Annotated in this window: 21 protein-coding genes and 1 riboswitch; of the genes, 3 read left to right on the forward strand and 18 right to left on the reverse strand. The window is 71.1% G+C overall.

The features are described from left to right. Positions 1-31 precede the first annotated feature (31 nt). From ACFC02_RS33015 to ACFC02_RS33070, 12 genes are all read right to left on the reverse strand, one after another. Positions 32-1,339, reverse strand: a complete 1,308-nt coding sequence (locus ACFC02_RS33015; protein ID WP_376365323.1) for a class I SAM-dependent methyltransferase — start codon at positions 1,337-1,339, stop codon at positions 32-34. 303 nt (positions 1,340-1,642) lie between these two features. Beyond that, entirely contained in the window at positions 1,643-3,025 is a 1,383-nt protein-coding gene (locus tag ACFC02_RS33020) for an NAD(P)/FAD-dependent oxidoreductase (RefSeq protein WP_360976783.1), read from the reverse strand. A 352-nt stretch (positions 3,026-3,377) separates the two neighbouring features. Further along, complete coding sequence (locus ACFC02_RS33025) at positions 3,378-4,319, reverse strand: exopolyphosphatase (RefSeq protein ID WP_376365325.1); 942 nt, start codon at positions 4,317-4,319, stop codon at positions 3,378-3,380. Next, positions 4,316-4,882, reverse strand: coding sequence for a DUF501 domain-containing protein (locus tag ACFC02_RS33030; protein ID WP_376365327.1), 567 nt, complete (start codon positions 4,880-4,882; stop codon positions 4,316-4,318). The genes ACFC02_RS33025 and ACFC02_RS33030 overlap by 4 nt, the downstream gene beginning before the upstream one ends. Positions 4,883-4,908: 26 nt before the next feature. Beyond that, complete coding sequence (locus ACFC02_RS33035) at positions 4,909-5,385, reverse strand: septum formation initiator family protein (protein WP_376365329.1); 477 nt, start codon at positions 5,383-5,385, stop codon at positions 4,909-4,911. A gap of 163 nt (positions 5,386-5,548) precedes the next feature. Next, complete coding sequence (gene eno / locus ACFC02_RS33040) at positions 5,549-6,829, reverse strand: phosphopyruvate hydratase (RefSeq protein ID WP_376365331.1); 1,281 nt, start codon at positions 6,827-6,829, stop codon at positions 5,549-5,551. A 325-nt stretch (positions 6,830-7,154) separates the two neighbouring features. Next, complete coding sequence (locus tag ACFC02_RS33045) at positions 7,155-7,898, reverse strand: transglycosylase family protein (RefSeq protein WP_376365333.1); 744 nt, start codon at positions 7,896-7,898, stop codon at positions 7,155-7,157. Positions 7,899-7,902: 4 nt separating this feature from the next. Next, a riboswitch (cyclic di-AMP (ydaO/yuaA leader) is annotated at positions 7,903-8,068 on the reverse strand. Positions 8,069-8,250: 182 nt separating this feature from the next. After that, entirely contained in the window at positions 8,251-9,426 is a 1,176-nt protein-coding gene (locus tag ACFC02_RS33050) for a transglycosylase family protein (RefSeq protein WP_376365335.1), read from the reverse strand. Between the two features lie 279 nt (positions 9,427-9,705). Further along, positions 9,706-10,992 (reverse strand): cytochrome P450, encoded by a 1,287-nt coding sequence (locus ACFC02_RS33055; RefSeq protein ID WP_376365337.1) that lies wholly within the window; start codon positions 10,990-10,992, stop codon positions 9,706-9,708. Positions 10,993-11,102: 110 nt separating this feature from the next. Next, positions 11,103-12,128: a nucleoside triphosphate pyrophosphohydrolase gene (locus ACFC02_RS33060; RefSeq protein ID WP_376365339.1), complete on the reverse strand. Its 1,026-nt coding sequence runs from the start codon at positions 12,126-12,128 to the stop codon at positions 11,103-11,105. A 195-nt stretch (positions 12,129-12,323) separates the two neighbouring features. Continuing rightward, a complete protein-coding gene (locus tag ACFC02_RS33065; RefSeq protein ID WP_376365341.1) occupies positions 12,324-12,971 on the reverse strand; it encodes a SurA N-terminal domain-containing protein in 648 nt (215 codons plus the stop codon). Positions 12,972-13,141: 170 nt separating this feature from the next. After that, complete coding sequence (locus ACFC02_RS33070; protein ID WP_376365344.1) at positions 13,142-13,972, reverse strand: glycoside hydrolase domain-containing protein; 831 nt, start codon at positions 13,970-13,972, stop codon at positions 13,142-13,144. 424 nt (positions 13,973-14,396) lie between these two features. Between ACFC02_RS33070 and ACFC02_RS33075 the strand changes: the two genes are divergently transcribed. Further along, positions 14,397-14,768 carry a hypothetical protein gene (locus tag ACFC02_RS33075; protein WP_376365346.1) on the forward strand — a complete coding sequence of 124 codons (372 nt, stop codon included), beginning with the start codon at positions 14,397-14,399 and terminating at the stop codon, positions 14,766-14,768. Here ACFC02_RS33075 and ACFC02_RS33080 read toward each other — a convergent pair. Then, positions 14,765-15,187: an ATP-binding protein gene (locus tag ACFC02_RS33080; RefSeq protein WP_376365348.1), complete on the reverse strand. Its 423-nt coding sequence runs from the start codon at positions 15,185-15,187 to the stop codon at positions 14,765-14,767. The two genes, ACFC02_RS33075 and ACFC02_RS33080, sit on opposite strands and share 4 nt — an antisense overlap. A 245-nt stretch (positions 15,188-15,432) precedes the next feature. Here ACFC02_RS33080 and ACFC02_RS33085 point away from each other — a divergent pair, with 245 nt between their 5' ends. Together ACFC02_RS33085 and ACFC02_RS33090 are read left to right on the forward strand one after the other, a co-directional pair. Continuing rightward, complete coding sequence (locus ACFC02_RS33085; RefSeq protein ID WP_376365349.1) at positions 15,433-16,269, forward strand: helix-turn-helix transcriptional regulator; 837 nt, start codon at positions 15,433-15,435, stop codon at positions 16,267-16,269. A 7-nt stretch (positions 16,270-16,276) separates the two neighbouring features. Beyond that, entirely contained in the window at positions 16,277-16,468 is a 192-nt protein-coding gene (locus tag ACFC02_RS33090) for a DUF397 domain-containing protein (protein ID WP_376365351.1), read from the forward strand. A gap of 18 nt (positions 16,469-16,486) precedes the next feature. Here the strand turns inward: ACFC02_RS33090 and ACFC02_RS33095 are convergent, their stop codons facing one another. The 5 genes from ACFC02_RS33095 to ACFC02_RS33115 form a co-directional block, all read right to left on the reverse strand. Next, entirely contained in the window at positions 16,487-17,260 is a 774-nt protein-coding gene (locus ACFC02_RS33095; protein ID WP_376365353.1) for an HNH endonuclease family protein, read from the reverse strand. A 192-nt stretch (positions 17,261-17,452) separates the two neighbouring features. Next, positions 17,453-20,989 (reverse strand): transcription-repair coupling factor, encoded by a 3,537-nt coding sequence (gene mfd / locus ACFC02_RS33100; RefSeq protein WP_376365355.1) that lies wholly within the window; start codon positions 20,987-20,989, stop codon positions 17,453-17,455. Between the two features lie 371 nt (positions 20,990-21,360). After that, positions 21,361-23,943 (reverse strand): ABC transporter permease, encoded by a 2,583-nt coding sequence (locus ACFC02_RS33105; protein ID WP_376365357.1) that lies wholly within the window; start codon positions 23,941-23,943, stop codon positions 21,361-21,363. Beyond that, positions 23,940-24,728, reverse strand: a complete 789-nt coding sequence (locus ACFC02_RS33110) for an ABC transporter ATP-binding protein (RefSeq protein ID WP_376365359.1) — start codon at positions 24,726-24,728, stop codon at positions 23,940-23,942. The genes ACFC02_RS33105 and ACFC02_RS33110 overlap by 4 nt, the downstream gene beginning before the upstream one ends. Positions 24,729-25,182: 454 nt before the next feature. Then, the gene (locus ACFC02_RS33115) at positions 25,183-26,079 is read right to left on the reverse strand and encodes a cellulose-binding protein (protein ID WP_376365361.1); all 897 of its coding nucleotides are present in this window, start codon (positions 26,077-26,079) and stop codon (positions 25,183-25,185) included. Between the last annotated feature and the right edge of the window lie 256 nt (positions 26,080-26,335).

Genomic DNA, 26,335 nt, shown 5'->3' on the forward strand with positions numbered 1-26,335 from the left:
GCCCCTCGCCCATCGGTGCGCGCCCCGCCGGCTACGCGCCGGGCGCGCCCCACGTGCGGGCGCGCAGCGGCATCCCCGAGTCACCCGATTCGGGCGTCTTCACGGCGAGCACCTGGTTGACGCCGATGCGGTTGCGTTCGAAGGCGAGCGCGGAGGCCGCCATGTACAGCCGCCAGACGCGGGCGCGGCCGGGGCTGGTGAGCCGTACGGCGCGGTCCCAGTCCGCCTCCAGGTTGGCCACCCAGCGGCGCAGGGTGAGCGCGTAGTGCTCGCGGATCGCCTCCACGTCGCGGACCTCGAACCCGGCGCGCTCCAGTTGGGTGACGGTGGTGCCGATCGGGGCGAGTTCGCCGTCCGGGAAGACGTAGGCGTCGATGAACTCGTCCACCCGGTAGGCCGACTCGTCGCGCTGCGGGCGGCGGCCGATCTGGTGGTTGAGGAGCCGCCCGCCGGGCTTGAGCAGGGCGTACAGGTCGTTGGTGTACTCCAGGTAGCGGGCGGCGCCGACGTGTTCGGCCATGCCGATGGAGGAGATGGCGTCGTACGGTCCGTCGGACACGTCCCGGTAGTCCTGGACGCGGATCTCCACCCGGTCGGTCAGCCCCTCGTCGGCGACACGCTTCCTGGCGTACGCCGCCTGCTCCTGGGAGAGGGTGACGCCGACGACGCTCACGCCGTGCTCGCGGGCCGCGTGGATGGCCATGGAGCCCCAGCCGCAGCCCACGTCGAGCAGTCGCTGACCGGGCTTCAGGTCGAGCTTGCGGCTGATGAGTTCGAGCTTGTCGCGCTGGGCCTCTTCGAGGGTGGCGCCCGGCTCCGGGGCCGGCCAGTAGGCGCAGGAGTACACCATGGACGGGCCGAGGACGAGTTCGTAGAAGTCGTTGCCGACGTCGTAGTGGTGGCTGATGGCCTGTCTGTCGGTGCGCTTGGTGTGCAGGTGGCCGGGGCGGCGGACCTCCTCGGCGGGCGGGGCGGGCGGCAGCGGCGGGCCGGCCATCTTCACCAGACCGGCCACCGCGGACCGCACCGACGGGTCGCGCAGGGCCCGGGTGAGGCCGGGGGCGTCCTCGCCGCGCTCCCAGATCAGTCCGGAGAGCAGGCCGAGGGCGGTGTAGAGGTCTCCCTCCACGGTCAGGTCACCGGAGACCCAGGCACGGGCCAGGCCCAGTTCCCCGGGCTTGAACAGCAGCCGGCGCAGGGCGCGGCGGTTGCGTACGACGAGTACGGGCGCCCCGGGCGGCCCTGCCTCCGTACCGTCCCAGGCGCGGATGCGCACCGGGATCGGTGTCCCCAGCAACTGTTCGAGCAGTCTCGTGAGCCGCAGCGCGGCGTCGGGCATGGTGCACACCTCCGTGACGGCGAACGCCGGATGTCATCCACCACGTAAACACCAGGAGGGCCTTCGCGCAGTCCCGCAAGCGGGTTACGACTGGGCAAAGTAGATGCAGCAACCACGTATTGCGGTGTCCCGGGTCCGGCTTCCGGAGTGCGGCCCCCCGGTGTCCGGGAACCCTCCGGGAACGCCGAAGGGGCCGCCCGCACCACGGATGGCGGGTGGCCCCTTCAGGGAGCGCGGCTCGGGGAGTACGGCTCGCAGGGAGCGTCTTGGTGAGCGCGGCTCAGGGACTGCGGCGGCCGGGCGTCAGGACGCCTTGGCCTTCTCCTCGGTCTTCGGCGCGGCGGCGACCGGGGCGGGCTTGGCGGCCTCGTAGAACTCCTCGCGGGGGTTCTCCATGGCGCCGAGCGAGACGACCTCGCGCTTGAGGAACATGCCGAGGGTCCAGTCCGCGAAGACGCGGATCTTGCGGTTCCAGGTCGGCATGGCCATGCCGTGGTAGCCGCGGTGCATGTACCAGGCGAGACGGCCCTTGAGCTTGATCTTCATCTTGCCCATGACGATCATCGCGACGCCCTTGTGCAGGCCGAGACCCGCGACCGCGCCCTTGTTGGCGTGGCTGTAGTCCTTCTGCGGGAAGCCCCGCATACCGGAGACCACGTTGTCGCCGAGGACACGGGCCTGGCGCAGCGCGTGCTGGGCGTTCGGCGGGCACCAGGCGTTCTCGTTGCCCGCCTTGCGGCCGACGAGGTCCGGGACCTGGGCGTTGTCGCCCGCGGCCCAGATGTAGTCGGTGCCCTGCACCTGGAGGGTCGGCGCGCAGTCGACGTGACCGCGCGGGCCCAGCGGCAGGCCGAAGCGGGAGAGCACCGGGTTGGGCTTGACGCCGGCCGTCCACACGATGGTGTTGGAGTCGACCTCGAGTCCGTTCTTCAGCACGACGTGGCCGTCGACACAGGAGTCCATGGAGGTGGAGAGGTAGATCTCCACACCGCGGCTCTCCAGGTGCTCCTTGCCGTACAGGCCGAGCTTGGGGCCGACCTCGGGAAGGATCTTGTCGGCGGCGTCGACCAGGATGAAGCGCATGTCCTCGCGGGACACGTTGGTGTAGTACTTGGCCGCGTCCCGGGCCATGTCCTCGACCTCACCGATGGTCTCCGCGCCGGCGAAGCCGCCGCCGACGAAGACGAAGGTGAGCGCCTTGCGGCGGATCTCCTCGTCGGTGGTCGAGTCGGCCTTGTCGAGCTGCTCGAGGACGTGGTTGCGCAGGCCGATGGACTCCTCGATGCCCTTCATGCCGATGCCCTGCTCGGCGAGGCCGGGGATCGGGAAGGTGCGGGAGACCGCGCCCATGGCGATGACCAGGTAGTCGAAGGGCAGCTCGTACGCCTCGCCGACCAGCGGGGCGATCGTGGCGACCTTGCGGTCCTGGTCGATGGTGGTGACCCGGCCGGTGAGGACCTCCGCCTTGGGGAGCACGCGTCGCAGCGGGACGACGACGTGACGCGGGGAGATGCTGCCGGCGGCGGCTTCGGGGAGGAAGGGCTGGTAGGTCATGTACGACCGGGGGTCGACGACCGTGACGGTCGCCTCTCCGTAGCGCATCTTCTTGAGAATGCGCCGAGCTGCGTACAGGCCTACGTACCCACCGCCTACTACGAGGATCCTGGGACGCTCCGTGGTGCTCATGGCATCGAGTATCCACCCGTCCCAGGGGGGTACCTCGTGCGCCCCTTCACAAGGTTCGCAAGTGCCTGTGCTAAACTCCGCGGCCCGCGTGACCGAGATCATGGTGGCGGAAGGGAACCGGAATCCGGTTCTGACCGTTGTCAAGGCCGCGTGAGCTGCCGCTCCGGCTCGCCGGGGGCCCGGCGAAGAGCCCTCCCGCCCCCCGTTCGCCACCCCCGTGTGGCGCTCCCCTGAGCACCCTCACCCTCCCGCTGAGCCCCCGCGGGGACCGTCGGCACCCCTTCGGCGGCGGCCCCGGAGCCAATTCCTTGTGAAGAACTTCACGAAGTTTTCCGACAAGGCGTCACGGGGGCTACGCCACCGACCAGGCGATCCCGTCCAGGATGTCGTGCTCGCTGACCACGACCTCCTCGGCGCCGATGCGTTCCATGATCGAGAGCAGCACCAGGGCGCCCGCTCCGATCACGTCGACCCGGCCCGGGTGCATCGACGGGATCGCCGCGCGCTCCGCGTGCGTGGCGTGCAGCAGGGACGTGGTGATCTCGCGGACGCGGTCGTGGGAGAGGCGGGAGTGGTGGATGCGCGCCGAGTCGTACTCGGGCAGGTCCTGCGCGATCGCCGACACGGTCGTCACCGACCCGGCCAGACCCACCAGCGTGTGCGCCTCGCGCAGCGGGACCGTCTCCTCGGCGAGGTCGAGGGCCGCCTCGATGTCGGCCCTTATGGCCGCGATCTGCTCCTCGGTGGGCGGGTCGCTCACCACCCCGTCCCGGACCAGGTGACGCTCGGTCATCCGGACGCAGCCCACGTCCACCGAGCGGGCGGCGCGCACGTGGTCGCCGCCCACCACGAACTCCGTGGAGCCGCCGCCGATGTCGACCACCAGGAACGGCTTGGCGAGGTCGTCACGCCCCGTCAGTTCCTTCGTCGCACCCGTGAACGAGAACTCCGCCTCCTGGTCACCGGAGATGACCTCGGGCTCGACACCGAGGATGTCCACCACCCCGCGCACGAACTCGTCCCGGTTCTCGGCGTCGCGGGAGGCGGAGGTGGCCACGAAACGCAGCCGCTCGGCGCCGTACTCCTTGATGACCTGCGCGTACTCACGGCAGGCCGCGAAGGTGCGCTCCAGTGCCTCGGGGGCGAGCCGGCCGGTGCGGTCGACGCCCTGGCCGAGCCGCACGATCGTCATGCGCCGGTCCAGGTCGGTGAGTTCACCCGTTGCCGGATTCGCGTCCGCGACCAGCAGGCGGATGGAGTTCGTACCGCAGTCGACGGCGGCGACCCGGGTCACTGGCTCTTCTCCTCGTGGGCCTCGTGGTTCTCGTGGTTCTCGTGGTTCTCGGGCACCGTCACGCACGGGCCCTTGCGCCACCACTCGGGCAGCATCGCGATGGCCTCGTCGCCCAGCGGGTTCACGCCCGGCCCGGCGGCCAGGGAGTGCGCCACCAGGACGTGCAGGCACTTGACCCGGTCCGGCATGCCGCCCGCGCTCGGAAAGCCCGTCAGCTCCTCGATCTCGTCCCGGCGCCGGACGTAGTCCTCGTGCGCGGCCCGGTAGGCCGCCGCCAGCTCGGGATCGGCGGCCAGCCGCTCGGTCATCTCCTTCATCACGCCGTCGGCCTCCAGCGTGCCGATCGCCGACGCGGCCCGCGGGCACGTCAGGTAGTACAGCGTCGGGAAGGGCGTGCCGTCGGGCAGCCGCGGGGCCGTCTCCACGACGTCCGGCTGCCCGCACGGGCAGCGGTGCGCGATCGCGCGCAGCCCGCGCGGCGGCCGTCCGAGCTGCTGCTTGAAGGCCTCGACGTCCGCGTCGGTGGGTTCGGTGCGCGGGGTGGGCGGCGGGGGCGTTTCCATGCCTGTGGGGAAATCTCTCTGTCGGTTCACTGGTGGGCGGCGTCGGCCTTGTCGACGCCGTACCAGACGTTGGTGTACCAGGGGCGGCGGGCCGCCCCGTGTTCGGCGCGGGAGCGCTTGACCGGGCCCGGCTCGACCATGGTGTAGCCGGTCTCCCCGGGGAGCACGTAGTGCAGCCGCTGCCGGATCTGCTGCTCGGCGTAGGCGTCGTCCCGCCAGCGCGCCTTCAGGTCGCGCAACTGCTCGACCCGCTGCTGTGCCTGCGCCTTCTGCCGCCTGAGGTCGGCGATGTCGGCGCGCTGGGCGACGTACTGGCGCATCGGGTAGGCAAGGGCGACCACCAGCGAGCACACGACGAGCGCGAGCAGCGCGGCGCGCCCGGTGAGCCGGGACCGGCGGGCCTGCCGCCGGGTCTGGGAGCGGTAGACACGGGCCGCGGTCTGCTCGCCGAGCAGCCTGAGCCTGGTCGCGGTGGAGAACCGGTCCCGGTCCTTCACGGCCATCGTCGCGCCTCCCGTTGGTCACCTCGTACGTGCCGCACACGCGCGTACGTCCCCGGACACGGTACGGGACCGGGTGCGGGGACGTACGGACGACTGGCGAAGCCTCACCCTTTGCGGCTCGGCCCGGCCGTGGTGCGGCTCAGCCCTTCAGGCGTGGTGCGGCTCAGCCCTTGAAGCGCGGGAAGGCGCTGCGGCCGGCGTACACCGCGGCGTCGTCGAGGATCTCCTCGATGCGCAGCAGCTGGTTGTACTTGGCGACGCGCTCGGAGCGGGCCGGGGCGCCGGTCTTGATCTGGCCGCAGTTGGTGGCGACGGCGAGGTCGGCGATGGTGACGTCCTCGGTCTCACCGGAGCGGTGGGACATCATGCACTTGAAGCCGTTGCGCTGGGCCAGCTCGACGGCGTCCAGGGTCTCGGTCAGCGAACCGATCTGGTTCACCTTCACCAGCAGGGCGTTGGCGGTGCCCTCCTCGATGCCACGGGCCAGGCGCTCGGGGTTGGTGACGAACAGGTCGTCACCGACGAGCTGGACCTTCTCACCGAGCTTGTCGGTGATGACCTTCCAGCCGGCCCAGTCGTCCTCGAACAGCGGGTCCTCGATGGAGACCAGCGGGTAGGCCGCGACCAGCTCCTCGTAGTACTCCGTCATCTCGGCGGCGGAGCGCTCCTTGCCCTCGAAGAGGTACTTGCCGTCCTTGTAGAACTCGGAGGCGGCGACGTCGAGGGCCAGGGCGATCTGCTCGCCCGGGGCGTAACCGGCTTCCTTGACGGCCTCGAGGATGAGGTCGAGGGCCTCGCGGTTGGAGCCGAGGTTCGGGGCGAAGCCGCCCTCGTCGCCGAGGCCGGTGGCCAGACCCTTGTTCTTCAGGACCTTCTTGAGGGTGTGGTAGACCTCGGTGCCCCAGCGCAGGGCCTCGGAGAAGGACTCCGCGCCGATCGGGGCGATCATGAACTCCTGGATGTCCACGTTGGAGTCGGCGTGCGAGCCGCCGTTCAGGATGTTCATCATCGGCACCGGCAGCAGGTGCGCGTTGGGGCCGCCCAGGTAGCGGAAGAGCGGGAGGTCGGAGGCCTCGGAGGCGGCGTGGGCGACGGCGAGCGAGACGCCGAGGATGGCGTTGGCGCCGAGCGAGCCCTTGTTGTCGGTGGCGTCCAGGTCGAACATGGCCTGGTCGATCAGGCGCTGCTCGGTGGCGTCGTAGCCGACCAGCTCCGGGCCGATCTGCTCGATCACGGCGAGGACGGCCTTCTCGACGCCCTTGCCCTGGTAGCGGTTCGGGTCACCGTCGCGCAGCTCGATGGCCTCGAAGGCGCCGGTGGAGGCGCCGGACGGGACGGCGGCACGACCCGTGCTGCCGTCGTCGAGGCCGACCTCGACCTCGACCGTGGGGTTGCCTCGGGAGTCCAGGATTTCCCGGGCTACGACGACGTCGATGGACGGCACGAGCATCTCCTTCGTGGATGTGACGCTGAAAGTGCGGGGCGGCTGCCTTGCGGCGGTGCCTTGCGACTAGAGCCTAACCGTCCCGGGCCGCCGGTCGGCCGACCGACCGTCCCGTGGACAGGGTGACGGTACACATTGTTCCAGTACGGAACAAAGGGCGCGGGGACGGGGACACGAACGGAAAGCGAAAAAGCCCCGCCCCGGTGCGTACGGGGGAACACGCACCGGGGCGGGGAGCCCGTGGGGACGGGGGGGTGACCCCACGCGGCCTCCATGATGGGGGCCGCGCCTGGGGAGGGCCTGGGGCCCTGCTAGCGGGCCGCTGTCACTTCAGGTGCAGCTGCTGGCCCGGGTAGATGAGGTCGGCGTCGTCGACGATGTCCTTGTTCAGGTGGAACAGCTTCTCCCAGCCGCCCCGCACGCCGTGCTCGGCGGCGATGGAGCTGAGGGTGTCGCCGGCTGCCACCTTGTACTCGCCGTCGCCCTTCTTGACCTTCTTGCCGGTCGGGGTGGTGACGGTCTTCTTCGGGGCCGGACGCGTCTCGGAACGGTCGGCGGCACGCTGCTCGGTCGAACGGGTCGAGGTGCTGCTCTTGGAGCTGCTGCTCGACGAGGACGACGAGGACGACGAGGAGGAGGACGAAGAGGAAGAGGAGGACGACGAGGACGACGACGAGCTGCTGCCGCCGCTGGAGGAGGCGCCGGACAGGCCCTTGCCGCAGACCGGCCAGGCACCCTTGCCCTGGCCCGCGAGCACCTTCTCGGCGACGGAGATCTGCTGCGACTTGCTCGCCAGGTCGGCGCGCGAGGCGTAGGCGGTGCCGCCGTACGCGGCCCAGGTGGAGTTGGTGAACTGCAGGCCGCCGTAGAAGCCGTTGCCGGTGTTGATGGACCAGTTGCCGCCGGACTCGCACTGGGCGACCGCGTCCCACTCGGAGGAGGTGGCGGCGGAGGCGTTGCCGGCCGCCATCAGCGGGCCGGCGACGGCGACGCCGGTGACACCGGCGAGTGCGATGGCGCGGGTGGCCTTGGACGGACGACGATGCTTGCCCTTGCCGGAAAACAGCATGGAAGGATCCCCTCACCGACGCCTGCGAGGTGAGCTGTCGGGTTCGGGCCGGTTGAGTTGCCCGGCCGTGCCTTTGGGGAGGCACGGCTTCACCCCCAGCCGCTCCGGTCGACTTCCCGGCGCGGCACTTACCTTGGGTCCCCCGCTCCTGCCTACGGCGCTCGAAGCGACGACTGTTCCCGTACGGCCGCTGGCAGGATTCGGCGTTGCGGCAGCCGGGGCTCGCGGTGGCGAGCGGTCATGACCGTAGACAGGTGATCCGCCGGATTTCAAAGACGATCAGGGCTTCTGAGACTCATCCCACACTTTCACCGAATGGGACATTCGGCGCGAAGTGTGACCTGAACTCCCCCTATTTCTGGGTGTTTTCAGTGGGGACATCCAGGCTCTGACCGGCGACGATGTGGTCGGGGTCGGCGCCGACAGCACCCTTGTTCGCGTCGTAGAGGGCGTGCCATCCGCCGTGGAGGTCAAGGGAGTCGGCGATGGACGTGAGGGAGTCACCGGTGCGGACGGTGTAGGAGGCGGCGGAGGCGGTGTGTGCGGCGCCTCCGTCACGAGAGGCGTGCCGGCCGCCCGTACGGCCCTCCGTGGCGCCCTCGTCGGCGCTGCCGCCGCGGTGCCGGCCGCCGCCGAGCGCACCGGTGTCGACGAGGGCCGAGGAGCCGGCGGTCTGCCTGTAGTCCTCGGCGGAACCGGAGTTGCCGTAGCCGCCGGTGTCGCCGGCGCCCGCCGAGGGGGTGCCCTCGGACGTGCCCGGTGCGTGGGACGTGTCGGACTTGGACGAGTTGCCCTGGTTCGGAGATGAAGAGCCCGAAGTATCCGAGGAGCCCGAAGAGTCCGAAGAGCCCGAAGGGGAGGGCTTCGTGGTGGAGTTGCCCGGCGCACCGGTCCCGTGTGACGAGCCGGCAGTCCCGTCGGTGTTCGCCGAAGGGTCGGACGAACCGGACGAGTCGCCCGCACCGCTCTGCGAATCATCGGACAGACCGGGGTCGTTCACGCCGGAGCTGTCGGAACCTCCTGAGCCGTCGGAGTCGTCGGACCGGCCGGTGCCGTCGGAGGTTCCGGATGATCCCGACGTTCCGGATTTCCCACTCGTTCCGGTTGATCCGGAGGAGTGCGACGAACCGGAGGACCCGTTGGCGCCGTTCGAGCCGGACTTCGAGTTCGAGGACGACGAGTCGCCGCCCACGCCCGTGTCGACATGGGCCGCACCGGAGCTCTTGGTGAGCCCGGTGAGCAGACCGCAGGTGTGCCAGGCGCCGGGCCCCCGGTCGGCGAGGATCTTCTCGGCCACGGCTATCTGCTGGGAGCGGCTGGCCTGGTCGGCACTCGGCGCGTAGGACAGGCCGCCGTACCTCTCCCAGTCGTCCTGGGTCAGCAGCAGACCGCCGTAGTAGCCGTGGCCGTTGTCGGCGCTCCAGGAGCCGCCGGTCTCGCACTGGGCCACCTTGTCCCACGTGGTGCCGTCGGCCGCGCTCGCGCCACTGGCGGCGACCAGCGGGATGGCGATGGCCGATCCGGTCACTCCGGCGGCGACGATGAGGGCCGGAGCCTGACGGGGGCGACGGTGACGACCGTTCCCGGAGAGCATGCGGAGACCTTTCGCACGACAGCAGTGACCGCGCGGCGGCGGGGCGGGGACGCCCCGGCGTCACGCTGATGGGTGAAAGTATCGGGTGACGATCACTTGTCACAAGTTAATGCCGCGCAGATCACGTGAACATCACATAGTTGAGCGTGTGTCATCTTTACTGCTGCCGGCACGGGGTGTAGAGCCCCCCGGGGGATCATTTTCCGGCCACTGTCAGGCGGGCGGTGCCGGGGTGAAACGGACAGGCAGGGTCCGCAGTCCGCGCATGATGAGTCCGCCGCGCCAGCGCAAGTCGGCCGGGTCCGCGTCGAGTTGCAGGTCGGGCAGCCGGGTGAGGAGGGTGGCCAGCGCGGTCTGGCCCTCCAGGCGGGCGAGCGGGGCGCCCAGGCAGTAGTGGATGCCGTGGCCGTAGCCCAGGTGCTGGTTGTCGCGGCGGCCGAGGTCCAGGGTGTCGGGGTGGGCGAACCGCTCCGGGTCGCGGTCGGCGGCGGCGAGGACCACCAGCACCGGATCGCCCGCGGCGATGTCCTGCCCGCCCAGGGTGAGCGGCCGGGTGGCGAACCGCCAGGTGGCCAGTTCCACCGGCCCGTCGAAGCGCAGCAGCTCCTCCACGCCGGTCTCCAGCAGGCCGCTGTCGCCACCGGCCAGGGACGTCTGCAGCCGCTCCCGCTGGCCGGGGTGGGTGAGCAGGGCGTACGTGCCGTTGCCGATGAGGTTGACGGTCGTCTCGAAACCGGCGAACAGGAGGATGAAGGCCATCGCGGCGGCCTCGTTCTCCGTGAGGTGCTCGCCGTGGTCGGAGGCGCGGATCAGGCCGGAGATGAGGTCCTCGCCCGGGGTGGGCTCGGCGGGCAGGGCCTCGCGCTTGCGGTGGATCAGCTCGGCCAGGTAGCCGCGCATCTTCTTCACCGAACGGGCCACCCCGCCCCGGGGCCCCTTGCCGTGCCGGATCATCATGCCCGCCCAGTCCCGGAAGTCGTCCTGGTCCTCGCGCGGGACGCCGAGCAGGTCGCAGATGGCGTAGATGGGCAGCGGGAAGGCGAACTCGTGGATGAGGTCGGCGGTCCCGCGCCCGGCGAAGGAGGCGATGAGGCCGTCGGCCAGCTCCTGCACGCGCGGCGCGAACTCGGCGACCCTGCGGGGCGTGAACGCCTTGCTGACCAGGCGGCGCAGCCGGGTGTGGTCCGGCGGGTCGATGTTGAGCAGATGCGTCATCAGCTCGGCCTTGCGCTCGCCCGGGATGCCCGTCTTGCCCTTGGCGTGCGCGGGCTCGTCGTGGTGGGCGGGGTTCTTGGACAGCCGGGAGTCGGCCAGGGCCTGCCGGGCGTCGGCGTACCGGGTGACCAGCCAGGCCTCCACTCCGCTGGGCAGCCGGGTCCGGTGCACGGGGGCGTGCTCGCGCAGCCAGGCGTACGCGGGGTAGGGGTCGCTCGCGAATTCCCAGGTGAAGAGAGGGGGCGGGGTGGTGGCGGAGGAGGGGGTGTCCGGCTGGTCGTGCATGGGGGCGACAGTAGTCGCCGGGGGTGCAAGGGCGCAGAGGTGGCGTCGTCGGGTGGGGGCCGTGGGGGGGGGAGCCGGCCGTGCGGTTCCCCGCGCGCCTCGGGGGAACTTCAGTCCTCCTCTCCCTTCTCCTCCCCCCTCTCCTTCTCCGTCTCCTTCTGCTTGATCGCGTCTCTGTAGGCGCGCGCCGCAGCTCGCAGGGCTGTTTCCGGGTCGGTGCCCTCCGCCTCGGCGCGGGCGGCCAGGGCCAGCAGTTCGTAGCCGATGTCCTCGCCCTGGGGCAGCGGTACGTCAAGCCCCGCCGTGCGCGCCCGGGACGCGAGTTTCGCCGCGAGGGCGAGGCCGGGCTGGTGGAGGGGTACGCCGTCCGTGACGGACGCGCGCTGCTTCTCCTCGGCCTTGGTGCGCCGCCAGTGCTCCTTGACCTCCTCCGGTGTCGCGGCGCTCTCCTCGCCGAAGACGTGCGGATGGCGGTGGATCAGCTTGGCGACGATGCCGGCGGCGACGTCGTCGACGGAGAACGGGGCCTCGGGGTCGTCCTCGGCGATCCGGGAGTGGAAGACGACCTGGAGCAGGACGTCCCCCAGCTCCTCGCGCAGTGCGTCCCGGTCGCCGTCCTCGATCGCCTCGACCAGTTCGTACGCCTCCTCGATGCCGTACTTCGCCAGGCCCTGGTGGGTCTGCCGGGACGACCACGGGCATTCGGCGCGGATGCGGTCCATGACCTGCACCAGGTCGAGCAGGCGTGCGCCGGGCAGGTCGTAGGAGGCGGGGAGCAGTTCCAGTTCCGGCATGGCGAGGCGGCCGGAGCCGGCGAGCCGGGCGAGGCCGTCGGTGAGGGCGGGCTCACCTTCACCCGTCGCCACGACCACGACCGTACGACCGCCGGCGCAGGCGCCGACCAGTTCCTCGGCGCTGGGCGAGGCCTCGGCCACGGTGACGCCCGCCTCGCGCAGATACGGCAGCTGCGGGTGCGCCCCGTCCGCGCACAGCACCCGGTCGGCCGTGCGCAGCGCCTGCCAGGCGGGCCAGGACAGCAGGCCGGGGGCGACCCGGTGGCTGGTGGTGAGCAGGACGATGCGTCCGGCGGGGGCGGTCCCGGTGGCCCCGGTGGTGTGGGCGGAGGTCGTGTTCACGCTTCGAACGTAACGCACGCCGCCGACGGCCCGAGGAGTTGTCCACAGGCCGGGGCCCGCGTGCGCCCCGCCGGTCAGCAGGCTGTCCGCCCGGCGGCGGCATGCGTCAGTCCGTCTGCTGCGCGGCGGGCGTGCGTCAGGGCGTCCGCTGCGCGGCGGGCGCGCGACAGGCCGTCCGCTGCGCGGCGGCGTGCGTCAGGCCGTCTGCTGCGTGGCGGGCGGCGTCGAGACGTCCCGCAGCCACGGTGTCTTCGCCGCGACGCCGCCCTTCTGCACGTCCCAGGCGCCGTAGCGCGGGTTCACGTCGACGTGGAGTTCGCGGGAAGCGGCGGACAGGGCGTTCCAGAAGGCCGGCCGGCTGGGGTCCGTGTGCAGTTTCGCCGCGAGCTTCTGCGCCTCGACCTGGAGGCGGAGGTTGTCGTCCAGGCGCTGCGGCGCCACCCCGTACTGCTGCAACCAGGCCGTCTCCAGCGCCTTGGTGCCGCCCGCCTGCTGTTCGAGTCCGGAGCGCATCGTCTGCACCTCCCGGCCGTCGGCGGTGACGCCGGCGTCCCGGGCGGCCTGGTCCAGGACCCGGTCCAGCACCATCTGGTGCAGGGTGTCCCGGTTCAGCGTGCCGGTCCGGGCGACCGCCTGCTGGTACTGGCTCTCGTCGGCCACCGCCGCCCGCTGCGCCCGGCGCACCTCGTCCACCCGGCTCTGCAGTTGCGCGACGGTGATCCGCTCTTTGCCCACGACGGCCGCGGCGCCGGGATGCGCCTGGCCTCCGCAGGCGGTGAGGACGGGGGCCGCGGCGACGATCGCGGCGGACAGGACGAGCGCGGTGCGACGGCGGCGGTGCAAGTGAACCTCCCGATTGGAGATTGTGCGACGGTGCACAAAGTCTTGCGGTGATCGATGGTAGGCAGCGGCCGTGCTCCGGCCAAGCCATTGGACCAACGATTCACCGCGACTTCGGGCACCGTCGCGTCACTCTCCGCCGCGCGCGAGCCCGTGCGTCGCGCCGCGAGGGGTCAGCCGACGATCGCCACCGGAGCGTCCCACGCGTCGCGGTCGACGGTGAGGGTGTAGCCGCGGCGCGTCTCCTTGCTGTTCACCAGGTACTGGTGGGCCCGGCTGTGGTCGGTGAACTGGGTCCTGCCGAAGGGCCAGTCCGCGGTGGTGGTCTCCTTCTTGTCCCACAGCGCGTACCAGAGGTTGCCGGGCAGGTCGGTCTTGCTGCCCGCGGTGGCGATGGCCTTCGCGCTGGAACTGGTGAAGCCGTAGAAGCCCGCGCGGTAGGTCTTGGCCCGCAGTTGCTTGTCGAAGGCCCGGACGTAGGCCAGCACCGCGTCGTTGCACGACTTGTTCGTGACGTCGTACGGCTCCATGTCGAGGTAGATCGGGCTGCCGGCCTTCATGCCGAGCGCGGACGCCTTGGCCACGGCGTCCTTGGCGTCTGCGGTGCCGAGGGAGCCGGCGTTGGAGGCGGTGAGCTTCTCCGGGTTGGCGCTCTTCTGGCACGGAGGCTGGGCGCCGACGTAGAGCGGGACGAGCTTCCAGCCCGCGGAGCTGACCGACTTCACCCAGGAGGAGGTGAGGTTGGGCTGGGCGCAGCCGCGGTTCCGGCCGCCGACGTAGACCGCGGCGGCGCCGTAGTAGCCGTCGGTGCGCCAGGCCTTCATCGCGTTGAGCGAGGGCGCGGTGCAGGTGTCGAAGGCGCGGCCGGTGAACGTCTTCTGCGCGGGCCAGCCGGTGGCGGCCATCGAGGTCTGCGCGGCGATGCCGCCGCCCGCGACGACCGCGGCCCCTGCCACCGCCCAGGTGATGTACCTGCGCTTCTTGGAATGCCGGTGCTCGGCCATCCCCACCCCTATGTTCTTGGCGTGCGCGTGCAGTACAGGCGCACGGGTGTGCTGGAGCGCGTACGGCGGTGGTCATGCGACGTACGTCCGCTGGAAGTGTCTTCAGGTCCCCTGGCGTGGCGCGCACGGTCAGTCCGCCGCCGCTTCCCCGCGCCTGAAGCGGATCGCACGCTAGCCGATGCCGGTTGTGCGAACGGGAAACATAATCCCTCCTGCGTCACACTTTTTCCCCAAGCGACAGCAAAATCGGCCGCCTTGTCGATCGGGGACACCGGAGACACGTCGAGCCGCCTGCAAGGCGGCTTCCCGACCGCTGGGGCACCCGGGGTCTTTGCGAGACCCGCCCTTCGCCCCGTGGCTTAATCTTGCCCCCTGCTGTGTCCGTGCCCGACCGGGGCGGACCGTGTGGGGGGATGAGATCGACGTGGAGAAACGCCTCGAAGCCGGCTGGTTCCAGCGGATCGCCTGGGTGGTCCTCGCCTGGGGCTCGCTGGGCATGCTCATGTGGGTGCCCTTCCTGTACGTGGCGATCCGCCGGGGGCGGGGCTCGGACTGGGGGGCGTTCGCCTCGTTCCTGCTGTACGAGTGCGTGACGGTGGCCTGGATCGCCCTCATGCCCGACCAGGGACAGGACGACCTCCTGCTCGGCCTCGTCATCATCGGCTGCATGCTCGTGGCCGCGCTGATGCTGCTGTTCGCCCTGTTCGACAAGCGGTCGCCGCAGGGGGCTCCGCCCGCGTACGGGCCCGCGCGGGCGGCGGCGCCGGGGCCGTACGGGTATCCGTACGGTCGTTAGGCCGCGTTCAGTTCGCACCAGACGACCTTGCCGCGGTTGCCCTCCCTGGCCAGCGGCTGCCACCCCCACAGGTCCGCGCAGGCCCTGACCAGCGCCGGCCCGCGCCCTTCCTCCGACTCGGCGACCTCCTCCAACGGCACCGGCGGCTCCGGCGGCGCGGGGTCCGCGTCCCAGGCCCCGATCCGCAGCACGCCCGCCGCCCAGCGCACCCGCAGGGCGGCGGGCCCCTTGGTGTGCCGTACGGCGTTGGAGACCAGCTCGGTCGCGAGCAGCTCGGCCACGTCGACCAGCCGGATCAGGCCGTGCATGGTCAGGATGAGGCGGAGGGTGCGGCGGCTGACGGTGACGGCGCGGAGGTCGTTGGGGAGGTAGAGGCAGTACTCCCAGGGATCGGTGGGGGCTTGGCTGTTCTCGGGCATGGCGGGACTCCGTCCGTCGAGTGAGGGGTGAGGTTCCTGGATTCCGCTGCGGTGTCCGGGCGGTGGCATTGCCGCAGCCGTCATGACAGGACGGAGCGGTGCGCTTCCGGTGACCCCGGCGTTTCGCAGGGTGTGCGTCGCTTCACCGACAGTAGGTATGTATCTACATGTCTTGCAAGCGGCTCGCGTAAAGTGACCCCTAACGGGTCGCGCTGCTATGCGCGTTGGGAACCAAGGAGCAGCGAATGGCCTTGAGGCGCCAACCAACGGCACGCCAGATGCGCCTGGCGTCTGAGCTGCGCAGACTCCGAGAGGCGGCCGGCCTCAACGCCCGCCAAGCGGCGGCGCTGCTGGGGGTGAGCCCCGCCCAGATCACCAACATCGAGTCCGCGCTCGCGGGCGTGAGCGAGCAGCGGATCCGACGTATGGCGTCCCATTACGCCTGCACGGACACCGAGTTCATCGATGCGCTGGTGGCGATGGCCACGGATCGGACACGCGGCTGGTGGGAGGAGTACCGGGGACTGCTGCCCACGTCGTTCCTGGACCTGTCGGAGCTGGAGCACCACGCCCGGTTCCTTCGCCACGTGGCGATCCTCTACGTGCCTGGCCTCCTGCAGACGGAGGACTACGCACGTGCGGTCTTCTCGTCCAGACTGCCGGAACTGACTGCCGAAGAACTGGAGTTGCGCATCCAGCACAGGAAAGCGCGCCAGGAGTTCACCGCCGAGTACGAGGCGGTGATCCATGAGGCGGCGCTGCGTATCAGGGTCGGCGACCATTCCACCTCAAGGGCTCAGCTCACTCGGCTCCTCAAGCTTTCGGACGCCGACCACATCACCGTACGCGTCATCCCGTTCGACCTGGACGGTTTCGCCAGCGCATCGAGCACGATGACGTACGTGGGTGGCCCCTTGCCTCAGTTGGACACTGTCGTCCGCGATGCGCCCCACGGATCGGTGTTCATCGACTCCGCTGCTCAGCTCAACATCTACCGAACACGGTTCCGTAAAGTGGAGGCGGTATCACTGGAGCCCGACCGGTCACGAGACTTCATCCACCGGCTTACAAAAGAGCTGTGAGGCACCCATGATCCTTCCCTATGACTGGCGGAAGTCGTCGTACTCCGGCGAGGGAGACGGCAACGAGTGCGTGGAGATCGCGACCTCCCCCACCCACACAGCCGTCCGCGACTCGAAAGCCCCCGCCCGCGCCACCCTCACCTTCCCGGCCCCCGCCTTCAGCACCTTCCTCGACGCCCTCAAGCGCCAGGCGCGCTGAACCGGGCCGGCGGTCGGCTCAGCCGCCGCACTGCCTCAGCATCGCCTGCTTGTCCGCCGTCGTCACCGGCAGCTCGTACTTGAGCGAGACCTGGGCGAACCGCACGCTGTACGCGCACCGGATGCCCTTGTTCGGCGGCAGCCAGGTCGCCGGGCCGGAGTCGCTCTTGGAGGAGTTGGCGGGGCCGTCGACCGGGAGCAGGTTCAGGGGGTCGTTGGCGATCTGCTCGCGCTTCTCCTTGGGCCAGTGCGCGGCGCCCATCTGCCAGTCGTAGGACAGCGGCATCACATGGTCGATCTGGACGGTGGCCGCGTGCGCCTTCGTCCACTGGATCGTCTTGCCGGTGTAGGGGTCGTGCAGGGTCAGCGCCACGAGCACGCAGTTCGATCCCTTGCGGAAGCTGACGTCCTGCCCGTCGCGCTTCAGTACGTCGTCGCGGGTGTCGCAGCCGTTGTGCGCGAACGGCACGCCGTTCACGGAGTCCATCCAGGCGTAGCCGAACTGGTCCCGCTTGTACCCCGTCTTGGGGCCGCGGCCCTTCGTCGCCACCGTGCCTATGAGCTTGCGGGCCGCGGCCCGGTCCGACTCACCGGTCAGCGGCGCCAGGCCCGGCTTCGTCCCGTCCGGGTTGGCCAGCGGGCTGACGGAGTGCCCGTCGGAGGACGGGCCCGGGGCGCCGCTGCGCGTGGCGGGACCGGCGCTGTGGACGTCGTCGCTCTTGCACCCGGCTACGAGGGTGAGGGCCACGGCGGCGCACGCCGCCAGGCCACCGCGCACGAGCGGACGCCCCACCGCACGGCCGCCCACCCGCTCCCCAGCAACCCGACACACCTCTACGCCCATGAGCCCTCCCCTTGCCTTGCCTTGCGTGACCCGCCCCTGGTGCGTGCGGGCCTGACTTACCTGTGCCCACGGTAACCAGTAAGTTGCGCGCCCCAGTTGGGGCGCACAGAGGCAAAAGGAGCGAAAAGGGCGTAACGAGTGTTACGACCCGAGCACCGAGGCCAGGAACTCGCCCACCCAGCCCAGCAGTTCGCGGCCGACCAGCGGCTTGCCGCCGACCTTCGCGGTCTTGGGGCGGGGCACGAGCACCTGGTGGGCGGCCGGCTTGAGCACCGAGCCCGGGTAGAGCCGCTTGAGGCGCAGCTCCTGGGACTCGCGCAGCTCCACCGGGGCGAAGCGGATGTTGTTGCCCTGGAGCACGATCTCGCCGACGCCGCAGGCGCGGGCGAGCATGCGCAGCCCGGCCACCAGCAGCAGGTTCTCCACCGGCTCGGGCAACTTGCCGTAGCGGTCGGTCAGTTCCTCGCGGACGGCCTTGACGTCCTCCTCGCTGTTGGCGGAGGCGATGGAGCGGTAGGCCTGGAGGCGCAGGCGCTCACCGGGCGCGTAGTCGTGCGGGACGTGCGCGTCGACCGGCAGCTCGATCTTGACCTCCAGCGGCGGCTCCTCCTCGATCCCGCCGGTCTCCAGCTGGCGCCGGTAGTCCGCGACCGCCTCGCCGACCATGCGGACGTACAGGTCGAAACCGACGCCGGCGATGTGGCCGGACTGCTCGCCGCCCAGCAGGTTTCCGGCGCCGCGGATCTCCAGGTCCTTCATCGCCACGTACATGCCCGCGCCCATCTCGGTGTGCTGGGCGATCGTGGCCAGGCGCTCGTGGGCGGTCTCCGTGAGCGGCTTCTCCGGCGGGTAGAGGAAGTAGGCGTAACCGCGCTCGCGGCCACGGCCGACCCGGCCGCGCAGCTGGTGCAGCTGGGAGAGACCGAAGTTGTCGCCGCGCTCGACGATGAGGGTGTTGGCGTTGGAGATGTCGATGCCGGACTCGACGATCGTCGTGGAGACCAGCACGTCGAACTTCTTCTCCCAGAAGTCCACGACGACCTGCTCCAGCGCCTGTTCCGACATCTGGCCGTGGGCGGTGGCGATGCGCGCCTCGGGCACGATCTCGCGCAGCCGGGCCGCCGCCCGGTCGATGGACTCCACCCGGTTGTGGATGTAGAAGACCTGGCCCTCGCGCAGCAGCTCACGGCGGACGGCCGCGCCGATCTGCTTCTCCTCGTACGGTCCGACGAAGGTGAGCACCGGGTGGCGCTCCTCGGGCGGGGTGGTGATCGTGGACATCTCGCGGATGCCCGTCACGGCCATTTCCAGGGTGCGCGGGATCGGGGTCGCGGACATCGTCAGCACGTCCACGTTGGCGCGCAGCTTCTTCAGCTGCTCCTTGTGCTCGACGCCGAAGCGCTGCTCCTCGTCGACGATGACGAGACCGAGGTCCTTGAACTTCGTCTCGGAGGAGAACAGCCGGTGGGTGCCGATGACGACGTCCACCGCGCCCTCGCGCAGGCCTTCGAGGACCGCCTTCGCCTCGGTGTCGGTCTGGAAGCGGGAGAGCGCCTTCACGTTCACCGGGAACTGCCCGTAGCGCTCGGAGAACGTCCCGAAGTGCTGCTGCACCAGCAGCGTGGTCGGGACCAGGACCGCGACCTGCTTGCCGTCCTGGACGGCCTTGAAGGCGGCACGGACCGCGATCTCCGTCTTGCCGTAGCCCACGTCGCCGCAGATCAGGCGGTCCATCGGGACCGTCTTCTCCATGTCCTCCTTGACCTCGGCGATCGTGGTCAGCTGGTCGGGCGTCTCCGCGTACGGGAAGGCGTCCTCCAGCTCGCGCTGCCAGGGCGTGTCGGCGCCGAAGGAGTGCCCGGGGGCCGCCATCCGGGCCGAGTACAGCCTGATCAGGTCGGCGGCGATCTCCTTGACCGCCTTCTTCGCGCGCGCCTTGGTCTTGGTCCAGTCGGCGCCGCCGAGGCGGTGCAGGGTGGGCGCCTCGCCGCCGACGTACTTGGTGATCTGCTCCAGCTGGTCGGTGGGGATGTAGAGGCGGTCGCCGGGCTGGCCGCGCTTGGCGGGGGCGTACTCCACCACCAGGTACTCGCGGGTCGCGCCCTGCACGGTGCGCTGCACCATCTCGATGTAGCGGCCCACGCCGTGCTGCTCGTGGACGATGTAGTCGCCCGCCTCCAGAGTGAGCGGGTCGATGGTCTTGCGGCGGCGGGCCGGCATGCGGACGCCGTCCCGGCTCGCGGTGCGCTGGCCGGACAGGTCGGTCTCGGTGAGCACCGCCAGCTTCATGGCCGCGTCGACGAAGCCGTTGTCGATGCAGCCGCACGCCACGTGCACCACGGACGGGGACACCTCGCCGAGGTCCGCGTCCAGGCGGGCCGCGATGCCCTCGCCGCCCAGCACCTCGACCGTGCGGGCGGCCGGGCCGTGGCCCTCGGTGACGTAGACCGTGCGCCAGCCGTCGGCGAGCCAGCCCTTGGTGTCGGCGAGTGCCTTGGCGGTGTCGCCGCGATACGTCTCCGGGGCGTGCATGCCCAGCTTCAGCGTGTCGGTGTCCTCGGCCGCCTCGTCGGCGGCGAACGGCGACACCGACCACCACATCATGTCCAGCTCACGCGCCCTCTCCCGGACGTCCGCGATCGACCACAGGGAGGCCGCGCCGACGTCGATCGGCGCATCGCCTCCGCCGGCCGTGGCGGCCCAGGACGCCTGGAGGAACTCCTGCGAGGTGGCCACCAGGTCCGCCGCGCGCGTGCGCACCCGCTCCGGGTCGCACACCACGGCCATCGCGCCCTTGGGCAGCACGTCGAGCAGCAGCTCCATGTCGTCGACGAGGACCGGCGCCAGGGACTCCATGCCCTCCACCGCGATGCCCTCGGCGATCTTGCCGAGCAGTTCGCCCAGCTCCGGGTGGCGCTCGGCCAGGGCACGCGCACGCGTGCGGACGTCCTCGGTGAGCAGCAGCTCGCGGCAGGGCGCGGCCCACAGGCCGTGCTCGGCGACCTCCAGGGAGCGCTGGTCGGCCACCTTGAAGTAGCGGATCTCCTCTACGTCGTCGCCCCAGAACTCGATGCGCAGGGGGTGTTCCTCGGTGGGCGGGAACACGTCGAGGATGCCGCCGCGCACGGCGAACTCGCCGCGCTTCTCCACCAGCTCCACGCGCGCGTAGGCGGCGGCCGCCAGGGCCTGGACGATGTCGTTCAGGTCGGCGGTCTGCCCGGTGCGCAAGGACACGGGTTCCAGATCGCCCAGCCCCTTGACCTGCGGCTGGAGCACCGAGCGGATGGGTGCGACGACGACGGAGACCGGGCCGGTCTCGGGGTCGTCGGGTCGCGGGTGCGCCAGGCGGCGCAGCACGGCGAGGCGGCGGCCCACCGTGTCGCTGCGCGGGCTGAGCCGCTCGTGCGGCAGCGTCTCCCAGGAGGGGTACTCCACGACGCCCTGCTGCGGCAGCAGCGAGCGCAGGGCGGCCGCCAGGTCCTCGGCCTCGCGGCCGGTCGCCGTCACCGCGAGCACCGGGCGGGCGCTCTCGCGGGCCAGGGCGGCGATCGCGAAGGGGCGGGCGGCGGGCGGGCCGACGAGGTCGACGTGCGTCCGATTGCCGTCCGTGGCCGCGGTGATCGCTTCCGCGAGGGCGGGGTCCTTGACGACGGCGTCGAGCAGACCGTGCAGGCTCATGGAGGGGCTTTCCGTCCGGAGGTGGGCAACGCGAAGGGCCCGGCTCTGGGTGCGGGCCGGGGGTTCCTTCAGCGTACGACGACCGGTGCGGGGGTGGTGGGGCTGTGGATAACGTGGTGGCGTCGAACGGGTGTCCGGTGCGGGTGGGGGGCCTCGGGGTTCTCTCCCCCGCCGCCCTTCCCGCCCGCCCCGCCCCGCCCCGTCCCTGGGGGCTGCCGCCCCCAGAACCCCGCTTCGGCCTGGACGGCCTCGTCCTCACACGCCGGACGGGCTCGACGTACGCACCCGGGGGGCGGGAAGCCCCCATGGCTTCCCGCCCCCCGGGCGGCTTTCCCCGTGACCCCCGTGCACGAGGGGTCCTGTCGCGGCCGCTAGTCGGTCGCGATCGCGTTGAGTACGTTCATCCGGCCGGCCCGGAAGGCCGGGATCAGCGCGGCGAACAGGCCCACGAAGGCCGAGCCGACGAAGACGCCGGTGATCGTCGGCCAGGGGATGTCCAGGACGCCCAGGCCCTCCAGGGCGAGCAGCTTCTGCGCGGTGGCGCCCCAGCCCATGCCCAGGCCGAGGCCGAGCAGCGCGCCGAACAGGGCGATCACCACGGACTCCATGCGGATCATGCGCCGCAGCTGCCGGCGGGACAGTCCGATCGCCCGCATCAGGCCGATCTCCCGGGTCCGCTCGACCACCGAGAGGGCCAGGGTGTTCACCACACCGAGCACCGCGACGATGATCGCGAGGGCGAGCAGGCCGTAGACCATGTTCAGGAGCTGGCCGATCTGGTCCTTGAGCTCCTGCTTGTAGTCGGTCTGGTCACGCACCTGGTACTGCGGGTACTGCGCCAGGGACTTCTTCAGCGCCGCGTACGCCTCCTTCTCCTGGCCGTCCTTGGCCTTGGCGAACATGATCACGTTCGCGGGGACCCGGTCCTTGGGGACGTACTTCTCCATGGTGGTGATGGACAGGTAGCGGGCGCCCTTGTCGAGGGCGGTGTCGTCGCTGGTGACGGCGGCGACCTTGAGCCGTGCCGTCCGCCCGCCCTTGAAGGCGACGGTGAGCGTGTCGCCGACGTGGACGCCGTGCGCCTTGGCGTAGTCCGAGCCGACCGACATGGCGTCGGGGCCGTAGGCGTTCTTCAGGGTGCCCTCGGTGACCGTGCGACGCACGTCGTCGGCGTAGGAGGGGTCGGCGGCGGTGACGTTGTCGTCGACGCGCTTGCCGTCCGGCGAGGTCAGAGTCACGTCGAGCGCCTTGTAGCGGGTGACGTGGTCCAGCCCCGGCGTCTGCCGCATGGCCTGCTCGGCCTGCGGGACGATGCGCTGGTTGCCCTCGACGATGAAGTCCGCGCCGACCGACTTGTCCAGCTGGTCGGTGGCCGAGGCCACCATCGAGGAGCCGACGACCGACAGGCAGGCGACCAGCGCGAGACCGATCATCAGGGCCGCGCCGGTGGCGCCGGTGCGGCGCGGGTTGCGCAGCGCGTTGCGCTCGGCCATGCGGCCCACCGGGCCGAAGGCCCGCAGCAGCACCACGCTCATCACCCGGACCACCCCGGCCGCCAGCAGCGGACCGATGACGACGAACCCGATCAGGGTCAGGACCACCCCGAGGCCGAGGACCGCCGAGCCGTCGCTCGCCTTGTCCGCGGTGGCCGCCGCGTACAGGGAGGCCGCACCGGCGCCGGTGAGGACCAGCCCGATCACGGCGCGCACCCAGCCCGCCCTGCCGTCGGCCGGCGTACCGGCGTCGCGCAGCGCGGCCATCGGGGAGACCTTGCCGGCGCGGCGGGCCGGGAGGTAGGCGGCCAGGACGGTGACGACGATGCCGAGGACCAGACCGGCCACCGGGGTGGTCGCCTTGATCGTCAGGTCGTCGGTGGACAGCTCCATGCCCGCCGCGCCCATCAGCTTCATCAGCCCGATCGCGATACCGACGCCCGCGCCGACCCCGAGGACCGAGCCGACGAAGCCGAGCAGCAGCGCCTCGACGAGCACCGAACGGTTGACCTGCTTGCGGGAGGAGCCGATCGCCCGCATCAGGCCGATCTCCCGGGTGCGCTGGGCGACCAGCATGCTGAACGTGTTGATGATCAGGAAGATGCCGACCAGGAAGGCGATCCCGGCGAAGCCGAGCATGGCGTACTTGATGACGTCCATGAACGAGCCGAGGCTCTTGCGGTTCTCGTCGGCGTTCTCCTTGGCGGTCTGGATCTTGTACGCGGCCGCCCCGGTCCCGGCGGTGCCCAGCGTCCGCGCCACGTTCTGCTTGAGCTGCTCGTCCGAGACACCGGAGGCCGCGGTGACCGAGATGTCGGTGAACCGGCCGGTCGTGCCGAGCAGTCCGCGCTGGGCGGTGGCGGTGTCGAAGTAGACGACGGCGGCGCCCGGGTTGGTCACCTTGAAGGTGGCGATGCCGACGATCCGCGCCCTGAGGTCACCGGTCTGCGCGATGGTGCGCAGCTCGTCGCCGAGCTTCAGGTCGTGCTTGTCGGCGGTGTCGGCGTCCACCATCATCTCGCCCGGCCCGTGCGGGGCGTGCCCGGAGGTGATCTCCATCGACTTCTGGCTGACGACGGACCAGTTGCCCGCGATCGTCGGACCGCCGTTCGAGGAGCCCATGTTCTTGTTGTGGCTGTCGACGACGGTCACGTTCGACGAACTGACCCCGCCCTCGACCATCTTGGCGCCCTCGGCGTGCCGGACCCGGTCCAGCGTGGCGGCCGGCAGCGTCTCGGGCACCCCGCTTTGCGGGCTCTCGTCGCCCTTGGCGGTCTTCGGCAGGACGGTCACGTCGGTCGCCGTCACCGCGAACAGCTTGTCGAACGTCGTGTTCATGGTGTCGGTGAACACCAGCGTCCCGCAGACGAACGCCACCGACAGCAGCACGGCGACCGCGGAGAGCGCCATGCGCCCCTTGTGCGCGAAGAAATTGCGCAGGGAGGTCCTCAGGACGGTCATGACGTACGCCCCCGGGCGTCGAAGTCCTTCATGCGGTCCAGGACCTGCTCGGCCGTCGGCTGGTACATCTCGTCGACGATCCGGCCGTCGGCGAGGTACAGCACCCGGTCGGCGTAGGAGGCGGCCACCGGGTCGTGCGTGACCATCACGATCGTCTGGCCCAGCTCGTCGACGGACCGGCGCAGGAAGCCCAGCACCTCGGCGCCCGCCCGGGAGTCCAGGTTCCCGGTCGGCTCGTCACCGAAGATGATCTCGGGGCGCGCCGCCAGGGCGCGGGCCACGGCGACCCGCTGCTGCTGACCGCCGGAGAGCTGGTTGGGCCGGTGCTTGAGCCGGCCGGCCAGACCCACCGTCTCCACCACCCGCTCCAGCCAGGCCCGGTCCGGCTTGCGGCCGGCGATGTCCATCGGCAAGGTGATGTTCTCGATCGCGCTCAGCGTCGGCAGCAGGTTGAACGCCTGGAAGATGAAGCCGATCCGGTCCCGGCGCAGCTGCGTGAGCTTCTTGTCCTTCAGGCCGGTTATCTCGGTCTCGTCGAGGTAGATCTGACCGCCCGTCACGGTGTCGAGTCCGGCGAGGCAGTGCATCAACGTGGACTTGCCGGACCCCGAGGGGCCCATGATCGCGGTGAACTGGCCGCGGGCGATGTCCACGTCGACGTGGTCGAGGGCGACGACCCGGGTCTCCCCGGACCCGTACGCCTTCACGACCTGCCGCGCCCGTGCGGCGACGGCCGTGGGCCTTCCAGTACCCCCGTGCCTGGGAATGGTCACAGCCGTTGTCACGGTAAGTCTCCTATGTCGGTCTTGCTTCGAGCAGGGCGGTGCGCGGCGATGGGCCGTGAGCAGGGTGCGGGGCCGGCCGCCCCGCGTGGTGTGCGGGACGTGCGCCGGTCACGACGACGAGTCTGCTGTGCGCATGCCCCCCGGCGCGCTGGTGCTCAGCGCAGTCTTCCGCTGGGGAAAACCCCACCCCCGTCGGTGCGGTCCGCCGCCCCCCAGCGGCGTAAAGCCAGATTAAGGACGGCGCCCGGCCGTCTCGTCCTCCGCCGGTACGAACCCTCCCCGACCCGAAGTACGGACCTCCCCCTAGGGGCTCTCCCCCGGCAGGCGGAGTCCGTCTCAGGGTTGTCTCCACCCACCGGCCCGCCGAGTCTCCACCCTCCCGCCGCGTGAGGGGCAAGGACGGGGGGTGGAGACTCGGCGGGCCGGTGTGACGTCTGCGGCGGCGGGCCGCGGCCTACTCCGCCCGCGCACGCCCCGTCAGTGCGGTGATGTCGCTCTGCACGGTGTCCATCTGCGCCCGTACGTCGTCCCAGAGTTCCCCGTGCTCGCGCAGCACCTCCTCCGTCTCCCGGGCGATCCGCTCCGCCCGCAGCCGCGCCTCGTCCAGCACCTCCGCGGCGTGCGCCCGCGCCTCCTCCGGCGCCCGGCGCGCCGCCTCCCGGGCCTGAGCGAACGCCTGCTCCGCCGCGGCCAGCGCCGCCTCGGCGGCCGACAGCCGCCGGGCGTGGTCCGCCTCCAGCGCGGCCAGGCGCGCGCTCCCCTCCCGCTCCGCCTCGGCCAGCCGGGCGCAGTGCTCGCGGGACTGCTCGGTGAGCATCCCGGTGGTGCGCCGCCGCACCTCCCGCAGCGCGGCCAGCGCTTCGCCGCGACGCGCCTTCACGTCACGGCGGACCGCGATCCGCAGCGCGTCGGCCTCGGCCCGCGCCGCGAGGAGCCGCTGCCGAGCCCGTTCGTCCGCCTCACCGCGTACGGCATCGGCGTACGCCCGCGCGTCCCGGAGCAGTCCGTCCGCGTACGCGCGCGCCGACTCCACCGTCTCGTGCGCCTCGCGCCGCGCCCGCTCCCGCACCGCGCGCGCCTCCTGCTGCCCCTGTTCGAGCAGCCGCCGGGCGCCCTGCCCCAGGGACTCGTAGGTCTGCTCACCGAGGCCGGCGACGGTCTCCCGCAGGGCCGCCAGCTCGGCCTCCATGTCCTTGGCCAGGACGGTCAGCCGCGCCGCCCGCTCCCAGGCGGCGTCCCGGTCGCCGAAGAGAGCGTCCGCGTAGGCGTTCACCTGCTCGGGGCGGTAACCGCGCCCCCGTGGTGCGACCGCAAAACCGTGGAGCGAGACCGATGACGCCGCGCTGCCCATCCTGAACCCCTCTCCGTCGTGCACCGCCGGACACCGCCGGACACCGCCGAATGGATGCGACACGATGACTGCGCGCACATCCTCAGCTATAGGGACGAAATGTTCATAACGCGACACTCCGGATGCACGTCCGGACGAAGGCGAACAGAGAAGTGAAAAAGGAGAAGGGAAGCGAGCGGACAGAGAAGGGAAGTGCACACAGAAGGGCCCGTCCCCGTCTAACCAACGGGGCCCGCCCCCCCCACCCGCACGCCGC

Source organism: Streptomyces sp. NPDC056160 (assembly GCF_042268205.1).
Taxonomy (GTDB): Bacteria; Actinomycetota; Actinomycetes; order Streptomycetales; family Streptomycetaceae; genus Streptomyces.

Excerpts from the sequence above, each read along its gene's own strand:
- ACFC02_RS33035 (WP_376365329.1), bottom strand. The coding sequence starts at position 5,385 with ATGGCCGTGAAGGACCGGGACCGGTTCTCCACCGCGACCAGGCTCAGG.
- ACFC02_RS33070 (WP_376365344.1), bottom strand. The coding sequence starts at position 13,972 with ATGGCCGAGCACCGGCATTCCAAGAAGCGCAGGTACATCACCTGGGCG.
- ACFC02_RS33020 (WP_360976783.1), bottom strand. The coding sequence starts at position 3,025 with ATGAGCACCACGGAGCGTCCCAGGATCCTCGTAGTAGGCGGTGGGTAC.
- ACFC02_RS33045 (WP_376365333.1), bottom strand. The coding sequence starts at position 7,898 with ATGCTGTTTTCCGGCAAGGGCAAGCATCGTCGTCCGTCCAAGGCCACC.
- mfd (WP_376365355.1), bottom strand. The coding sequence starts at position 20,989 with ATGAGCCTGCACGGTCTGCTCGACGCCGTCGTCAAGGACCCCGCCCTC.
- ACFC02_RS33030 (WP_376365327.1), bottom strand. The coding sequence starts at position 4,882 with ATGGAAACGCCCCCGCCGCCCACCCCGCGCACCGAACCCACCGACGCG.
- ACFC02_RS33080 (WP_376365348.1), bottom strand. The coding sequence starts at position 15,187 with ATGCCCGAGAACAGCCAAGCCCCCACCGATCCCTGGGAGTACTGCCTC.
- ACFC02_RS33105 (WP_376365357.1), bottom strand. The coding sequence starts at position 23,943 with ATGACCGTCCTGAGGACCTCCCTGCGCAATTTCTTCGCGCACAAGGGG.
- ACFC02_RS33090 (WP_376365351.1), top strand. The coding sequence starts at position 16,277 with ATGATCCTTCCCTATGACTGGCGGAAGTCGTCGTACTCCGGCGAGGGA.
- ACFC02_RS33085 (WP_376365349.1), top strand. The coding sequence starts at position 15,433 with ATGGCCTTGAGGCGCCAACCAACGGCACGCCAGATGCGCCTGGCGTCT.
- ACFC02_RS33015 (WP_376365323.1), bottom strand. The coding sequence starts at position 1,339 with ATGCCCGACGCCGCGCTGCGGCTCACGAGACTGCTCGAACAGTTGCTG.
- ACFC02_RS33115 (WP_376365361.1), bottom strand. The coding sequence starts at position 26,079 with ATGGGCAGCGCGGCGTCATCGGTCTCGCTCCACGGTTTTGCGGTCGCA.
- ACFC02_RS33055 (WP_376365337.1), bottom strand. The coding sequence starts at position 10,992 with ATGCACGACCAGCCGGACACCCCCTCCTCCGCCACCACCCCGCCCCCT.